This window comes from Serratia sp. TSA_198.1 (assembly GCF_052686505.1).
The window spans coordinates 1367008-1382036 of record NZ_JBQZFP010000001.1 but is presented as its reverse complement, the minus strand read 5'-3'; the positions used below and the strand labels follow the sequence as shown (position 1 = coordinate 1382036).

Genomic DNA, 15029 nt, shown 5'->3' with positions numbered 1-15029 from the left:
CCTGCGTGACGGGCATGCGGCAATCATTCTGCATCAGGAGGTGCACTGTGTAACCGTTTCTCAAGCTCGGCGGCCAGATGCGCGAAATGCTGCTGCGTTTCGGCATCGCGATTCTGATTTTGCGCTTCCAGTTTCAGGCTGTGGATCAGCAATTGATTGGCTTTGTCATCCAGACCAAAAGCCAGATAGGAGAACGCAACTTCCAATACGTTCAAGCGCCGTTTTTGATCGCCAATCAGCGCCAGCAGCTCGCCAAAGGTCATCGTTTCTTCGGATTTTATCTTGTCCGGGGCCATGTCAAACACCTCCTGTTAAAAACATTCAGTACAGACCAGATAAGGCATTTCTTCCAGCATAAATTGAAGGGGGAGGTGAGCGCGGTTTCAAAGGCAAAAAAGCCGGGGAGCGACCCCCCGGCAAAAACAGCATTGCAGTGTTATTCTGCGCTGAACCACTCGTCTGCGCTTTCCCAGGTTTCCTGGAGGATTTCAGCGATAAGGTCTTTATCCGTTTTTAGGCCGCCAAGCACAGAAAGCCCGTTAGAACCGGCATAACGTACCTGAACTACGGCATCTGGAAATTGACGATTTACCCGCTTGCCCAGCTCGCCGGTCAGGGCTTCAATTGCCCCTGGCGGTAGCGGTCTGGTTTTATCTATAGTGACTTCAACACGCATGATTGCCCCCGAAGCGATTTACTGGTTATTTATACAGTTAAGTTCGTGCGGGAGCAAGAGGTTGCGTTAAAAAAGATTTTACGCCTTCACGGACCAGCTCAGGGTCTCCCCAGCCAGGAATGGCACAACCGTTTCGTTACCCATGGCTATCTCTTCCGGTTGCGTCGTCGGCACACGTTGCAGTTCGATAAAGTCGGCATTGACCGGCAGGCCATAAAAACGTGGGCCGTTCAGCGAGCAGAAGGCCTCCAGATGCTCCAGCGCGCCCAGTTGTTCGAATACGCTCGCATAGGCTGGGATGGCATTCGGGGCGTTAAATACGCCGGCACAGCCACAGCTTGACTCTTTGCGGTGCTTGGCATGCGGCGCCGAGTCGGTGCCGAGGAAGAAGCGCTCGGAACCGCTGGCGACTGCTTTACGCAGCGCATCCTGATGAATGTTGCGTTTCAGGATCGGCAGGCAGAACAGGTGCGGGCGGATACCACCAACCAGCATATGATTGCGGTTAAACATCAGGTGCTGCGGTGTGATAGTGGCGCCAAGGAAACGATTGCCTTCCTGCACATATTGAGCCGCTTCTTTGGTCGTGATGTGCTCGAAGACGATTTTCAACTCCGGGAACTGCCGGCGGATTGGCTCCATAACCTGTTCAATAAAACGCGCCTCGCGATCGAAGATATCTACGGCTGCGTCGGTCACTTCACCGTGGATCAGCAGCGGCATCCCGATTTTCTGCATTTGTTCAAACAGCGGGTAAATACCTTTCACATCACTGACACCGTGGCTGGAGTTGGTGGTGGCGTTGGCAGGATACAACTTGGCGGCGGTGAACACGCCTTGCTCAAAGCCGTTGACCAATTCGGCGACGGCCAGCGAGTTGGTCAGGTAGCAGGTCATCAATGGGGTGAAATCGTGATCCTGAGGAACTGCGGCCAGAATGCGGTCACGATAGGCCCGTGCAGCCTCTACGGTAGTGATTGGCGGAGCCAGATTCGGCATCACAATCGCCCGGCCAAATACCTGACTGGTATAGGGCAGAACCGTTTTCAGCATGTCGTCGTCACGCAGGTGGATGTGCCAGTCGTCAGGGCGGCGGATTTTCAGGGCTTGAAGTTGTGCGGTCATGTTGCAAGGCTCCGGCGGTCAGAAACACGTCTATATAAAAGCGAATAATGGGGGTTATTCACGCCGGGGTGTAAGGATAAGCGGAAAGCGTCTTTGATGCATCTGTTTGTTCACGGCAAGTTGAAATCAATTGGCTTTCGGGCGCATAGTGACAGGGATTTTAACGATCCCCCGCGTCATAACTGCTGGGTTATCAACGTGTATCATGTGGAATGGGAGAAAGAAATGGAAGTACGAGTTATTGCCACCCTGCAGGCGAAACCTGAATTTGTGTCCGCCGTCAGCGATGCTGTGCATGAGATTATGGAGCCAAGCCGTCAGGAACTGGGCAATCTGCAGTATGATCTGCACCGCGATCTGGAGCAGCCTGGCACCTTCGTGTTCTTCGAGCGTTGGGCAAGCGCAGAAGCGCTGGAAAAACACAACGCCACCGAGCACTTTAAACAGTTTGTCAGCCAGCTCGACGGCAAGCTGGACTTGCTGGATATCAAACAATTGAAAAAAATTGCCTGAACCGATTTTTTGACAAGAAAAAACCCGCCATTTGGCGGGTTTTTTTATCGGAGCAGATTAACTTATTCGTTAACCGGCTGCGGTTTGGTTGCCGGCGCTGTGGCTTGATTCACCGCAGCATGACCCCCCGCCGAGCCTTTACCTTCGAAATTGAAGGAAGGGCGTTGCCAATCGCTGCCTTTCTGCTCTTCCGGCTCGTAAGCCGGCGCTGGGGCCTTGGTCATTGGCGCTGTGGCGATATGTTTATAGAGTGTACCCTGCACCGGCGCTGGCTGCTGAACAACCGGCGGTTTTTCTGCAACAACAACCGGAGCAGCAGCTTCCTGAGCAGGTGCGGCCTCAACGATGATCGGCGCTGGCGCTGCGACAGGCTCAACAACAACGGCAGTCTCTTCCGCAACAGCCGCGGCTTCAACCACCGGGGCTGCTTCGACGTTCGTAGCTTCTTCAACCACGGTAGTCTCTTCAACCACGGTAGCTTCTTCAACTACTGGCGTCTCAGCCTGCGGTACCGCAGCCGTTTCCTCCAATTGAGCCGTAATGACCGGCGCAACAGTTTCAACTTCCGGCTGGGCTTCTTCTGCAATGACAACCTCAGCGGTTTCTACCGGTGCGATGGTTTGTGCGGCAGCCTCAGCGATAACCGGAGCGGCTACGTCGACAGCTTGTTGTGCCATCACGTTGTCGGCAGCGATTTCGGTAGCATCAGTCTGAACTTCAGCTTCTTCAATCACTTGTGCTGTTTGTGTTACAGGGTAACTTACCCATACCTTGCCAGAAGCCATTTCCGGAGAGGCGAAAGCCCCAGCCAACGGCATTGGCGACTGGGCAGGGTAACGCTCATCACGGTAACGGCGACGGCGCTGACCGCTCACGCGCAGATGGCGTGGCGAGCGGCGTGAACGGCGTGGCATGCCATTTTCGCCGTTGCGGTTGTCGCCCTGAACGTCATCTTCAGCCGGTGTCTCAAGGGTTTCTGGCAGCAATTTAACGCTGTCTTCTTCCAGAGCCGGTTTCACGTCCTGGGTTTTCACCACTGGCGCTTTAGGGGCCAGCAGCTCTTCCGCTGCGCGATGCAGTTCTTCTTCCGCGGACAATACGCGAACTTTCTGCGACAGAGGACGACGCTGGCGACGCTGCATGTTTTGCTGCTGGCGTTCTTCCAGATCTTCATCGCTGATAACGTTGGTGCTGGTGTCTACACTTTCCAGTGCAGCCACTTCCTGCTGAGCCTGGCGCTTCTCTTCCTGACGACGGCGCTGGCGTTCGGCACGCTGGTCACGGCGTTGTTGCTGGTCTTCACGCTGTGCCTTGGCGGCTTCTTCAGACTGTGGCGCCTCGGCAACCGGTGCGGCAACCTGCGGTGCATTGCGGCGGTTGTTACGGCGTTGTTCATCGCGCACTTCACGCGTTTCACGGCCTTCACTGCGATTGTCGCGCGGCTCACGATTTTCACGTGGTTCACGGTTATCGCGCTCGCGATTGTCACGGCCTTCGCCGCGTTCCTTGCGTTCGCCACGTTCAGGACGATCACTACGCTCACCACGTTCTCCGCGTTCACCACGTTCTTTACGGCCAGAACCCTGACGGCGTTGACCACGGCGATCCTGGCGGCGGTTTTCACCGTTGCCTTCGGCCTTAGGAGCTTCAACGGCAGGTTTGGCTTCAACAACCGGTTGTTCTTCACCGGCGAACAGCGCTTTCAAACCACCGAACAGGCGGCCCAACAGACCAGGTTTTGCCGCGGTTGGGGCGCTTGGTTTGGCCACGACAGCGGCAGCAGCGGACTGTGCCGCCACAGGTTCTTCGGCAGGCGGCGGAGCGTCAGCCGCCAGAGAGAACGAAGCCAGAGCCGGTTGTTCCGGACGTTTGCGCTCCATCGGCGCATCTTCCAGTGGCTGGGCCATCTCTTCTTCGTGCAATTTCGGCAGCAGGTAGCTCAGGGTTGGTGTTTCTTCGCCTTTGCGCACACGCAGCACGGAGTAATGCGGGGTTTGCATCTGATCGTTCGGCACGATGATCGCTTTCACGCCACCCTGACGTTTTTCGATTGCGCTCACCGACTCACGTTTTTCGTTCAGCAGGTAAGAAGCGACCTGAACTGGCACGATAGCATGAACTTCTTTGGTATTTTCCTTCAGCGCTTCTTCTTCGATCAGGCGCAGAATGGAAAGTGCCAGCGATTCGTTATCACGGATGGTGCCGGTGCCGTTACAGCGAGGGCAGACGTGATGACTGGATTCACCCAGTGACGGGCTGAGGCGCTGACGCGACATCTCAAGCAGGCCAAAGCGGGAAATGCGGCCGATCTGGATACGCGCACGGTCCTGACGCACTGCGTCACGCAGGCGGTTTTCTACTTCGCGCTGGTGGCGCACTGGGGTCATATCGATGAAGTCGATAACGATCAGGCCGCCAAGGTCACGCAAGCGCAGTTGGCGAGCGATTTCGTCCGCCGCTTCCAGGTTGGTATTGAACGCAGTTTCTTCGATATCGCCACCGCGGGTTGCTCGCGCGGAGTTGATGTCGATGGCGGTCAAGGCTTCGGTAGTGTCGATGACGATCGAGCCGCCGGAAGGCAAGCGAACTTCACGCTGGAAGGCGGATTCGATCTGAGACTCGATTTGGTAATGGCTGAACAGAGGGATTTCACCGCTGTACAGTTTGATTTTGCTGCTGAAATCCGGGCGGCCCAGAGCAGCGATGTGCTCTTTTGCCAAATCGAGAACTTTAGGGTTATCGATCAGGATTTCGCCGATGTCCGGGCGCAGATAGTCACGGAATGCGCGCACGATCACGTTACTTTCCTGATGGATCAGGAACGGAGCAGGGCGGCCTTCGGCGGCTTTCTTGATGGCTTCCCAATGCTTCAGACGGAAAGACAGGTCCCACTGCAGCGCATCGGCAGATTTGCCAACGCCCGCGGTACGAACAATCAGACCCATGCCATCCGGCAATTGCAGTGAGGAAAGCGCTTCTTTCAGTTCGGTACGGTCGTCACCCTCGATGCGGCGGGAAATGCCACCGGCACGCGGGTTGTTCGGCATCAGCACCAGATAACTGCCGGCCAGACTGATGAAGGTGGTCAAGGCTGCGCCTTTATTACCACGTTCTTCTTTGTCAACCTGAACGATAACTTCCTGGCCTTCGCGCAGCACATCTTTGATGTTCGGGCGACCATGGGAAGAGTAGTTACTTGGGAAGTATTCGCGGGCGATTTCTTTAAGAGGGAGGAAACCATGTCGTTCTGCGCCGTAATCAACGAACGCTGCTTCAAGACTTGGTTCAATACGAGTGATTTTGCCTTTGTAAATATTCGCTTTTTTCTGTTCATGACCTGGGCTTTCAATGTCCAAATCATACAGCCGCTGTCCATCTACAAGGGCAACACGCAACTCTTCCTGCTGAGTTGCGTTAATCAACATTCTTTTCATCTTAACTTACTCGTTATTTTTACATTATCGACAAAGCTGCGGGCAAAATAACCTCATGGCCGGGTTAAAACCGAAAACCCCGTGTCTTCTCGCAAAGTCGTCAACCTCACGGTTGTCGCCTGCATAGGGGCGCATTATCTCGGTAAGCCTGTATTTCTTTGTGAAAAACAGCACTTTTACTAGGGGAATAGCCTCTGATTTACGTCGACAGATCTGATTCCGTTTGCCGGCCAAGCTGCAACCCGCAGCCCGCTAATTGTTTGATTTCGCATTACGTCTTACGCCATTGCTGCGTTTTTGCGCCATCAGACAAATTTTATAATCCCACCGTTTTCCCTGTTTAACGAGAATCAACGTGGAAAGTAAACGCATTATTCCACTGCTGATGCCGTTATAGCAAGGTGACTTTTCCTTAACTGCGGAAGAAATCGCAAACGTTCAAACCGGCTTGCTGCCTTATTGTTCGCTGGGGTTTCGTCTGCAGTCAGAGAGACAGTTAAGCACAGAAAAAGAAGTGGCGCTATTTACTCGCTCTATTTAGAATCCCGCTCCATGAAAACGAACATTCCTGCAGTACAATTAATCACGATTTCTGACGACGAAGCCGGTCAGAGAATCGACAACTTTTTGCTTGCCCGCCTGAAAGGCGTGCCGAAGAGCATGATTTACCGAATCGTGCGTAAAGGCGAGGTGCGGGTTAATAAAGGACGCATCAAGGCAGAATACAAACTGGCCGCCGGCGACGTGGTGCGCATTCCGCCGGTGCGCGTTGCCGAGCGTGAAGAAGCGCCAGTCTCCGCCAAACTGGATAAAGTGGCCGCGCTGGCAGATTGCATCTTGTATGAAGACGATCACCTGCTGCTGCTGAACAAGCCATCAGGCACGGCAGTACATGGCGGCAGCGGCCTGAGCTTTGGCGTGATTGAAGGCCTGCGCGCGCTTCGCCCGGAAGCCCGCTTCCTGGAACTGGTTCATCGCCTTGATCGCGATACCTCAGGCGTGCTGTTGGTGGCGAAAAAACGCTCTGCACTACGTTCGCTGCATGAGCAACTGCGCTTGAAGGGGATGCAGAAAGATTACCTGGCGCTGGTGCGCGGCCAGTGGCAGTCACATTGCAAAGCGGTGCAGGCGCCACTGCTGAAAAACATTTTGCAAAGCGGTGAGCGTATTGTTCGCGTCAACAGCGAAGGCAAACCTTCGGAAACACGCTTCAAGGTGGAAGAGCGCTTTGAGCACGCAACGCTGGTCAAAGCCAGCCCGATCACCGGGCGCACCCATCAGATCCGTGTGCACACCTTGCATGCCGGGCATCCGATAGCCTTTGACGATCGTTATGGCGATCGCGAGTTCGATCGCCAACTGGCGGGCACCGGGCTCAAGCGTCTGTTCTTGCACGCGGCTGCTTTGCGTTTCGAACATCCGGGTACCGGTGAAACGATGCGCATCGAAGCGCCGATGGATGAAGAGCTGCGTCACTGCCTGCAGGTGTTGCGCAAGCAGTCTCAGGACAAATAACGCAGCCCTTTTATCCTATGCCAGCGGGTTGATGCCTTCAGCCCGCAGCATTTCCAGCAGGGCGATCAACGGCATGCCGATCAACGTATTGGGATCCCGCCCCTCCAGCTTATCGAACAGCGCAATCCCCAATCCTTCACTTTTAAAGCTGCCTGCGCAGTTGAGTGGTTGCTCAAGTCGCACGTAAGCGCTAATTTCAGCCTCGCTCAGCGTGCGGAAATGTACGTGAAAGGGTTCGCACAGTACCTGCAGATGCCTGCTGCGGCTGTTATACAACGCCAGCCCGGTATAAAAGGTGACTTTCTGGCCGCTGGCCTGGCGTAATTGAGTGCGGGCGTTCTCTTCCGTGTGCGGTTTTCCGGTGATTCTTCCTTCGATCACGCAGACCTGATCGGAGCCGATAATCAGATGTTCGGGGTAGGCGGCAGCCAGCGCCTGGGCTTTCGCTGTGGCCAATCGCAGCACCAGCGCCTCGGCGCTTTCCCCCGCCAGCGGGGTTTCATCCACCTGCGGCGCCGCGCAAAGGAAGGGCAAGTGCAGCTTTTCCAGTAGCATCTTGCGGTAGGTCGAGGTGGAGGCAAGGAGAAGTCTTTGCATAATTTTTTTCGCAAACCGTAGCGTAAATAGAGTGGGCATTTTAAACTGTCCGCCGCTGAGGAAGCGAATAATGGTGAAAGGTACCGTTTTACGGCCTTTTTCTTTGACTCTACGTCGTTACAAAGTTAATATGCGCGCCCTATGCAAAAGGTAAAATTACCCTTGACCATTGATGCGGTACGTACCGCTCAGAAACGCCTGGACTATGTTGGTTCCTATGCGCCTGAGCAGGTTACACGTGTTGCCGACTCCGTGGTCAGTGTGGACAGTGATGTTGAGGTTTCGTTATCGTTCGATATTGATAACCAACGCCTCGCGGTGATAACAGGGCATTCGGACGTTCAGGTAACCCTGATGTGCCAACGCTGTGGTGTCCCGTTCGAGCGTCATATCCACACAACATATTGTTTTAGCCCGGTCGTCAATGATGAGCAGGCTGAGGCATTACCGGGAGCGTACGAACCGATCGAAGTCGATGAGTTTGGCGAAGTCGATCTGTTGGCAATGATTGAAGACGAAATTATTCTTTCACTGCCTGTCGTCCCGTTACATGAATCTGAACACTGTGAAGTGTCCGAAGCGGACATGGTATTTGGCAAACTGCCTCCAGAGGCGGAAAAACCGAATCCATTTGCCGTATTAGCCAGTTTAAAGCGTAAGTAATTAAGGAGTAAGGTCCATGGCCGTACAACAAAATAAACCAACCCGTTCCAAGCGTGGCATGCGTCGTTCACACGATGCTCTGACCACCACCACATTGTCTGTTGATGCGACTTCTGGTGAAACTCATCGTCGTCACCACATCACTGCCGACGGTTTCTACCGCGGTCGCAAGGTTATCGGCTAAGTAGCGGTACCTTGACTCGTCTAACCCTGGCGTTAGATGCAATGGGCGGGGACTTCGGTCCCTGCGTAACAGTGCCTGCTTCATTGCAGGCACTGGCCTCTAATTTACAGCTTCATCTCCTGCTGGTCGGCGATCCCGACGCCATCTCTCCTTTACTTGCCAAAGCCGATCCGGTTCTTCTGGAGCGTTTGCAAGTCGTGCCCGCTGAATCAGTGATTGCCGGCGACGCCAAACCCTCACAAGCGATACGCGCCAGCCGTGGCACATCTATGCGCATTGCGCTGGAGCTGACCAAAAACGGCGATGCGCAGGGTTGCGTCAGTGCAGGTAATACCGGTGCATTGATGGGTCTGGCGAAAATGCTGATTAAGCCGCTGGACGGTATTGAACGTCCGGCGCTGATGACCGTGATCCCAAACCAGCAGCTCGGTAAAACCGTAGTGCTGGATCTGGGCGCCAACGTTGAATGCGACAGCACTATGCTGGTGCAGTTTGCGGTAATGGGCGCAGTGATGGCCGAAGAGGTGGTAGGTATTGCGCAGCCCCGCGTGGCGTTGCTGAATATTGGTGAAGAAGAGACCAAAGGCCTGGATAATATCCGCGAAGCGGCCGCCGTGCTGAAAAACACCCCGGCAATCAATTATATTGGTTACCTGGAAGGCAATGACCTGCTCACCGGTAAAACCGATGTCCTGGTCTGCGACGGTTTCGTGGGTAACGTCACCCTGAAGACCATGGAAGGGGTGGTAAGAGTATTTTTATCGCTGCTGAAATCATCCGGAGACGGTGGCAAGCAGGCGTGGTGGTTAAAGTTGTTAGGCCGTTGGTTGCAAAAACGGGTGGTAAAGCGGTTCGGCCACCTGAACCCCGACCAGTATAATGGCGCATGTCTGTTAGGATTGCGCAGCACCGTAATCAAGAGCCACGGCGCTGCGAACCCACACGCGTTTGCAGTAGCAATCGAACAGGCTGTGCAGGCGGTGCAGCGGCAAGTCCCTGAAAGGATTGCTGCGCGCCTTGAAGCTGTATTACCTAAGAGTGACTGATCGTACATGTATACAAAGATTCTCGGTACGGGGAGTTATTTACCCGTACAAGTGCGCACCAATGCTGACCTTGAAAAAATGGTGGATACCTCTGACGAGTGGATCGTCACGCGTACCGGTATCCGTGAGCGCCGTATCGCTGCCGCTGATGAAACTGTGGCGACGATGGGCTTCCATGCTGCTGAAAAAGCGCTGGAAATGGCAGGTGTGGCTAAAGAAGACATCGGGTTGATCGTAGTTGCGACCACCACCTCAAGCCATGCATTCCCTAGCTCCGCTTGCCAAGTGCAGCAGATGTTGGGCATTAAAGACTGCGCGGCCTTCGATCTGGCCGCAGCCTGCGCCGGTTTTACCTATGCGCTGAGCGTGGCCGATCAGTACGTCAAGAATGGCGCGGTGAAACATGCGCTGGTGATCGGCGCGGACGTGCTGTCACGCACGCTGGATCCTGAAGATCGCGGCACCATCATTCTGTTCGGTGATGGCGCGGGTGCGGTGCTGTTGGGCGCGTCCGAAGAGCCGGGCATCCTGTCTACCCATCTGCATGCCGATGGTACCTACGGCGGCCTTCTGACGCTGCCGTTCAAGGATCGTCAGGATCCGGAGCAGCCGGCCTACGTTACCATGGCCGGCAATGAAGTATTCAAAGTTGCGGTTACCGAACTGGCTCACATCGTGGAAGAAACGCTGCAAGCCAACAATCTGGACCGCGACCAGCTGGATTGGCTGGTGCCACACCAGGCCAACCTGCGCATCATCAGCGCGACGGCGAAAAAACTGGGTATGGGGATGGAGAAAGTGGTAGTGACGCTTGATCGTCACGGCAACACTTCTGCCGCCTCGGTCCCTGCAGCGTTCGACGAAGCCGTGCGTGACGGGCGGATCCAGCGCGGCCAACTGGTGCTGCTGGAAGCCTTTGGCGGCGGCTTTACCTGGGGCTCGGCGCTGGTCCGTTTCTGATTAACAGGAAGAAAAAATGACGCAATTTGCTTTTGTTTTCCCAGGTCAGGGGTCTCAGGCTCTTGGCATGTTGGCCGATTTGGCTGCGCAATTTCCGATCGTTGAAGAGACTTTCAGCGAAGCCTCGTCCGCTTTGGGCTATGACCTGTGGCAGTTGGTGCAGCAAGGCCCGGCGGAAGAGCTGAACAAAACCTGGCAGACGCAGCCGGCATTGCTGGCCGCTTCCGTAGCGATTTTCCGCGTCTGGCAGCAACAGGGCGGTAAAGCGCCTGCGATGATGGCCGGCCATAGCCTGGGTGAATACTCGGCGTTGGTGTGTGCGGGCGTGCTGGATTTCCAGGCGGCGATCCGCTTGGTTGAACTGCGCGGCAAACTGATGCAGGAAGCGGTGCCGGAAGGCACTGGCGCGATGTTCGCCATTATCGGCCTGGATAACGAGGCTATCGCCAAAGCCTGTGAAGAATCCGCTCAGGGTCAGGTTGTTTCACCGGTGAACTTCAACTCGCCGGGGCAGGTTGTCATCGCCGGTAACAAAGAAGCGGTCGAACGTGCAGGTGCGGCCTGTAAAGCCGCGGGTGCCAAGCGCGCGTTGCCGTTACCGGTGAGCGTGCCTTCGCATTGTGCGTTGATGAAGCCGGCGGCAGACAAACTGGCCGTTGCGTTGCAGGAGATTACCTTCGGCGCGCCGCAGGTCGCGGTAGTGAATAACGTCGACGTGCGAACTGAAACCGATCCAGAAGCCATCCGCAGTGCGCTGGTACGCCAGCTGTACAGCCCGGTGCGCTGGACCGAGAGCGTAGAGTTTATGGCAGCACAGGGCGTTACGTCGCTGCTAGAGGTTGGTCCGGGTAAAGTTCTGACCGGTCTGACTAAACGTATTGTTGACACCCTGACGGCGGCGGCGGTTAATGACGCAGCGAGCCTGTCAGCGGCGCTTGAACAATAAAGAGGAAAATAATGAGCTTCGAAGGTAAAGTTGTTCTGGTCACCGGCGCTAGCCGGGGTATTGGCCGGGCTATTGCAGAATCGTTTGTGGCACGTGGCGCCAAAGTGATCGGCACCGCCACCAGTGAAAGCGGCGCTGAGGCTATCAGCAGCTATCTGGGTGCAAGCGGCAAAGGGTTTGCGCTGAACGTTGTTGATGCTCAATCTATCGACAGCGTTCTGGCATCTATTCGTGCTGAATTTGGCGAAATCGACATTTTAGTGAATAATGCCGGCATTACGCGTGATAACCTGCTGATGCGCATGAAGGATGATGAGTGGCAGGATATCCTGGACACCAATCTGACTTCCGTATTCCGTCTGTCAAAAGCGGTAATGCGAGCTATGATGAAAAAGCGGTTTGGCCGGATCATCACCATCGGTTCCGTAGTTGGCACCATGGGCAACGCAGGGCAGGCTAATTACGCGGCGGCTAAAGCCGGTTTGATTGGTTTTAGTAAGTCTTTGGCACGTGAAGTTGCTTCGCGTGGCATTACGGTCAACGTCGTGGCACCTGGTTTTATTGAGACGGACATGACACGGGCGTTGACAGATGATCAACGTGCAGGCATTTTGTCATCAGTTCCAGCCAATCGGCTGGGGGATGCTAAAGAAATCGCCAGCGCTGTTGCTTTTTTAGCCTCTGATGAGGCTGGCTACATCACCGGTGAAACGTTACATGTCAATGGCGGCATGTACATGATTTAAAAAATGCGAAAACTATTTGCGTTATTTGGGGTAAAAACCGCAAAATAGCGTAAAATCGTGGTTTGACCAGCCGGGATTTAGTTGCATCTTTTTCAACATTTTATACACTACGAAAACCATCGCGAAAGCGAGTTTTGATAGGAAATTTAAGAGTATGAGCACTATCGAAGAACGCGTTAAGAAAATCATTGTTGAGCAACTGGGTGTTAAACAGGAAGAAGTTTTAAATAACGCTTCTTTCGTTGAAGATCTGGGCGCTGATTCTCTTGACACCGTTGAACTGGTAATGGCACTGGAAGAAGAATTCGATACCGAGATTCCAGACGAAGAAGCTGAGAAAATCACTACTGTTCAGGCAGCTATTGATTTCATCAACGCTAGCCAGCAGTAAGAGAACATATCTAGGCGGTCACTCGACCGCCTAAGTTTTTTCTATCCCTAGTGTCATATTTTTCCCTCCTTGGAGGACAAACGTGTCTAAGCGTCGAGTAGTTGTGACCGGACTGGGCATGTTGTCTCCTGTCGGCAATACTGTAGAGTCCACGTGGAACGCTCTTCTTGCCGGTCAGAGTGGCATCAGCCTGATCGACCATTTCGATACCACTGCCTATGCGACCAAGTTTGCTGGCCTGGTAAAGAATTTTAATTCAGAGGATTTCATCTCGCGCAAAGATGCGCGCAAGATGGATGCCTTCATCCAGTACGGAATCGCTGCCGGCATGCAAGCCATGCAGGATGCGGGGCTGGATATCACCGAGGCTAACGCCAGCCGCATTGGCGCCGCTATTGGCTCCGGTATCGGCGGCCTGGGTTTGATTGAAGAAAACCACAGTTCACTGGTTAACGGTGGCCCACGGAAAATCAGTCCGTTCTTTGTGCCGTCAACCATCGTGAACATGATTGCAGGCCACCTGACTATTATGTTCGGCATGCGTGGTCCGAGTATTTCCATCGCTACCGCCTGTACGTCAGGTGTGCACAACATTGGCCATGCCGCGCGTATCATTGCTTACAATGATGCCGACGTTATGCTGGCCGGTGGCGCAGAGAAAGCCAGTACTCCTTTGGGCGTTGGCGGTTTCGGCGCAGCGCGCGCGCTGTCGACCCGCAACGAAAACCCACAAGCGGCCAGCCGCCCATGGGATAAAGACCGTGACGGTTTCGTCCTGGGTGACGGTGCCGGCATGATGGTGCTGGAAGAGTACGAACACGCCAAGAAACGCGGCGCCAAGATTTACGCTGAAATTGTCGGCTTTGGGATGAGCAGCGATGCCTATCACATGACGTCGCCGCCGGAAAACGGTGCGGGCGCTGCGCTGGCAATGGAAAATGCTTTGCTTGACGCAGGTGTGACTACGTCACAAATCGGGTATATCAATGCGCACGGCACTTCCACGCCGGCCGGTGATACCGCCGAAACCCAGGCAGTGAAGTCGGTATTTGGCGGCGATGCGAAGCGCGTGATGGTCAGCTCGACCAAATCGATGACCGGCCACCTGTTAGGTGCGGCAGGCGCGATTGAATCAATCTTCACCGTGCTGGCATTGCGTGATCAAACGGTTCCACCAACCATCAACCTGGATAACCCGGATGAAGGTTGCGATCTGGACTTCGTTCCGCACGAAGCGCGCCAGGTAAGCGATTTGCAGTATACGCTGTGTAACTCCTTCGGTTTCGGCGGTACTAACGGTTCGCTGATCTTCCGCAAGGTGTGATGTGTCTGCTGGCAGACTGTAAAAACCCGCTTTCGAGCGGGTTTTTTTATGGGTTGTTTGCAAGTGAAAAGATGAGTACCGCACTTTTTTGGCTGAAAAATTAATGGAATAGGCTTTACTGGTGGCAGGTTGCCGGCAAAAGTCGGAGTAAATCCATGGTTAGACAAGCAGGAGAAAGTGTATGTTGAGCGGAAAACGTGCGTTGGTTACGGGGGGCGGGCGCGATTTTGGGCAAGCCGTGTCGGTCTGGCTGGCGCGTGAGGGCGTCGACGTGGATATCTGTGCCCGACAACTCAGCAGCGCAAAGGAAACTCAAAACATCATACGAGCCGAAGGTGGACGGGCGCAGGCTTACCAGTGCGATATTGCCGATCCGGCTTCACTTACGGCGTTTGTCGATCAACTGTTGCAGGACGACAGGCCGATCGACATTCTGGTTTTGAGCGCCGCCCAATGGCTGGAGGGGGGGCTGGAGAGCAAAGACGATGCTGATGTCATCAGTACCATCAATTCCGGGCTGACGGGGAATATTTTACTGACCCGCGCACTCTTGCCCAGCCTGCGGCTTTCGGCCGGGGCTGATATTATGGTGATGGTATCTGTGTGCGGCATACCTCAGTTCATCCAGTCGAGTGCCCACCCGGCATTTTTTGCCGCCAAGCAGGGGATCGGGGGTTTTTGCCACAACATCGCGCACCACCTGGCAGCGGAAAACATTCGGGTGACGGGTTTCTATCCGCCGGATTTTGAAATGAGCGGCCTGGATGCCGAGCCAACAGAACAATCGGAGCAACCCGTGCTGAACGCACGTTCGATCTGGGAAACGATGCGTTTTGTGTTGCAGCAGCCGCGCAGTTGCCACATTAACGCCATCCACTTCCAGGGGCCTTGCCGCTAGCGCCGGCATAA

16 protein-coding genes are annotated in these 15029 nt (G+C 54.7%); 11 read left to right on the top strand and 5 right to left on the bottom strand.

The genetic code is table 11. The features are described 5' to 3' along the window. Positions 1-23: 23 nt before the first annotated feature. The 3 genes from ACUTSW_RS06625 to pyrC all read right to left on the bottom strand — a co-directional run bounded on the left by ACUTSW_RS06625 (position 24) and on the right by pyrC (position 1801). On the bottom strand, positions 24-296 hold the full coding sequence (locus ACUTSW_RS06625; RefSeq protein WP_445583989.1) for a hypothetical protein: 273 nt from the start codon (positions 294-296) through the stop codon (positions 24-26). Between the two features lie 140 nt (positions 297-436). After that, the gene (gene dinI / locus ACUTSW_RS06620) at positions 437-676 is read right to left on the bottom strand and encodes a DNA damage-inducible protein I (RefSeq protein WP_006324660.1); all 240 of its coding nucleotides are present in this window, start codon (positions 674-676) and stop codon (positions 437-439) included. Positions 677-754: 78 nt separating this feature from the next. Continuing rightward, on the bottom strand, positions 755-1801 hold the full coding sequence (gene pyrC, locus ACUTSW_RS06615) for a dihydroorotase (RefSeq protein WP_445583988.1): 1047 nt from the start codon (positions 1799-1801) through the stop codon (positions 755-757). Between the two features lie 225 nt (positions 1802-2026). On the opposite strand from pyrC, the gene ACUTSW_RS06610 reads away from it, so the two are divergent. After that, a complete protein-coding gene (locus ACUTSW_RS06610) occupies positions 2027-2314 on the top strand; it encodes a putative quinol monooxygenase (protein ID WP_062870478.1) in 288 nt (95 codons plus the stop codon). A 62-nt stretch (positions 2315-2376) separates the two neighbouring features. Here ACUTSW_RS06610 and rne read toward each other — a convergent pair whose 3' ends face one another. Continuing rightward, the gene (gene rne, locus ACUTSW_RS06605; protein ID WP_445583987.1) at positions 2377-5748 is read right to left on the bottom strand and encodes a ribonuclease E; all 3372 of its coding nucleotides are present in this window, start codon (positions 5746-5748) and stop codon (positions 2377-2379) included. Between the two features lie 552 nt (positions 5749-6300). On the opposite strand from rne, the gene rluC reads away from it, so the two are divergent. Then, positions 6301-7263, top strand: a complete 963-nt coding sequence (gene rluC / locus ACUTSW_RS06600) for a 23S rRNA pseudouridine(955/2504/2580) synthase RluC (RefSeq protein WP_445583986.1) — start codon at positions 6301-6303, stop codon at positions 7261-7263. Between the two features lie 15 nt (positions 7264-7278). Here the strand turns inward: rluC and ACUTSW_RS06595 are convergent, their stop codons facing one another. Continuing rightward, positions 7279-7860 carry a Maf family protein gene (locus ACUTSW_RS06595; RefSeq protein ID WP_073999797.1) on the bottom strand — a complete coding sequence of 194 codons (582 nt, stop codon included), beginning with the start codon at positions 7858-7860 and terminating at the stop codon, positions 7279-7281. A 141-nt stretch (positions 7861-8001) separates the two neighbouring features. Between ACUTSW_RS06595 and yceD the strand changes: the two genes are divergently transcribed. The 9 genes from yceD to ACUTSW_RS06550 all read left to right on the top strand — a co-directional run bounded on the left by yceD (position 8002) and on the right by ACUTSW_RS06550 (position 15018). Beyond that, on the top strand, positions 8002-8523 hold the full coding sequence (gene yceD / locus ACUTSW_RS06590; RefSeq protein WP_004943040.1) for a 23S rRNA accumulation protein YceD: 522 nt from the start codon (positions 8002-8004) through the stop codon (positions 8521-8523). 16 nt (positions 8524-8539) lie between these two features. Then, positions 8540-8707 carry a 50S ribosomal protein L32 gene (rpmF, locus tag ACUTSW_RS06585; protein ID WP_004943042.1) on the top strand — a complete coding sequence of 56 codons (168 nt, stop codon included), beginning with the start codon at positions 8540-8542 and terminating at the stop codon, positions 8705-8707. An 11-nt stretch (positions 8708-8718) separates the two neighbouring features. After that, on the top strand, positions 8719-9753 hold the full coding sequence (gene plsX, locus ACUTSW_RS06580) for a phosphate acyltransferase PlsX (RefSeq protein ID WP_020453780.1): 1035 nt from the start codon (positions 8719-8721) through the stop codon (positions 9751-9753). Positions 9754-9759: 6 nt separating this feature from the next. Beyond that, positions 9760-10713 (top strand): beta-ketoacyl-ACP synthase III, encoded by a 954-nt coding sequence (locus ACUTSW_RS06575; protein WP_004943045.1) that lies wholly within the window; start codon positions 9760-9762, stop codon positions 10711-10713. Between the two features lie 16 nt (positions 10714-10729). After that, complete coding sequence (fabD, locus tag ACUTSW_RS06570) at positions 10730-11659, top strand: ACP S-malonyltransferase (RefSeq protein ID WP_073439742.1); 930 nt, start codon at positions 10730-10732, stop codon at positions 11657-11659. An 11-nt stretch (positions 11660-11670) separates the two neighbouring features. Beyond that, positions 11671-12405, top strand: coding sequence for a 3-oxoacyl-ACP reductase FabG (gene fabG / locus ACUTSW_RS06565; RefSeq protein ID WP_004943047.1), 735 nt, complete (start codon positions 11671-11673; stop codon positions 12403-12405). Positions 12406-12559: 154 nt separating this feature from the next. Further along, positions 12560-12796: an acyl carrier protein gene (gene acpP, locus ACUTSW_RS06560; RefSeq protein WP_004719003.1), complete on the top strand. Its 237-nt coding sequence runs from the start codon at positions 12560-12562 to the stop codon at positions 12794-12796. Positions 12797-12878: 82 nt separating this feature from the next. Beyond that, complete coding sequence (gene fabF / locus ACUTSW_RS06555) at positions 12879-14120, top strand: beta-ketoacyl-ACP synthase II (RefSeq protein ID WP_445583985.1); 1242 nt, start codon at positions 12879-12881, stop codon at positions 14118-14120. Between the two features lie 181 nt (positions 14121-14301). After that, a complete protein-coding gene (locus tag ACUTSW_RS06550; protein WP_445583984.1) occupies positions 14302-15018 on the top strand; it encodes an SDR family oxidoreductase in 717 nt (238 codons plus the stop codon). Positions 15019-15029 lie beyond the last annotated feature (11 nt).

What these genes read in the sequence shown, in the direction of transcription:
- ACUTSW_RS06595 (WP_073999797.1), bottom strand. Translation starts at nt 7,860, where the DNA reads ATGCAAAGACTTCTCCTTGCCTCCACCTCGACCTACCGCAAGATGCTA.
- yceD (WP_004943040.1), top strand. Translation starts at nt 8,002, where the DNA reads ATGCAAAAGGTAAAATTACCCTTGACCATTGATGCGGTACGTACCGCT.
- acpP (WP_004719003.1), top strand. Translation starts at nt 12,560, where the DNA reads ATGAGCACTATCGAAGAACGCGTTAAGAAAATCATTGTTGAGCAACTG.
- rpmF (WP_004943042.1), top strand. Translation starts at nt 8,540, where the DNA reads ATGGCCGTACAACAAAATAAACCAACCCGTTCCAAGCGTGGCATGCGT.
- ACUTSW_RS06625 (WP_445583989.1), bottom strand. Translation starts at nt 296, where the DNA reads ATGGCCCCGGACAAGATAAAATCCGAAGAAACGATGACCTTTGGCGAG.
- rne (WP_445583987.1), bottom strand. Translation starts at nt 5,748, where the DNA reads ATGAAAAGAATGTTGATTAACGCAACTCAGCAGGAAGAGTTGCGTGTT.
- ACUTSW_RS06575 (WP_004943045.1), top strand. Translation starts at nt 9,760, where the DNA reads ATGTATACAAAGATTCTCGGTACGGGGAGTTATTTACCCGTACAAGTG.
- ACUTSW_RS06610 (WP_062870478.1), top strand. Translation starts at nt 2,027, where the DNA reads ATGGAAGTACGAGTTATTGCCACCCTGCAGGCGAAACCTGAATTTGTG.
- rluC (WP_445583986.1), top strand. Translation starts at nt 6,301, where the DNA reads ATGAAAACGAACATTCCTGCAGTACAATTAATCACGATTTCTGACGAC.
- fabG (WP_004943047.1), top strand. Translation starts at nt 11,671, where the DNA reads ATGAGCTTCGAAGGTAAAGTTGTTCTGGTCACCGGCGCTAGCCGGGGT.
- fabD (WP_073439742.1), top strand. Translation starts at nt 10,730, where the DNA reads ATGACGCAATTTGCTTTTGTTTTCCCAGGTCAGGGGTCTCAGGCTCTT.
- dinI (WP_006324660.1), bottom strand. Translation starts at nt 676, where the DNA reads ATGCGTGTTGAAGTCACTATAGATAAAACCAGACCGCTACCGCCAGGG.
- pyrC (WP_445583988.1), bottom strand. Translation starts at nt 1,801, where the DNA reads ATGACCGCACAACTTCAAGCCCTGAAAATCCGCCGCCCTGACGACTGG.
- ACUTSW_RS06550 (WP_445583984.1), top strand. Translation starts at nt 14,302, where the DNA reads ATGTTGAGCGGAAAACGTGCGTTGGTTACGGGGGGCGGGCGCGATTTT.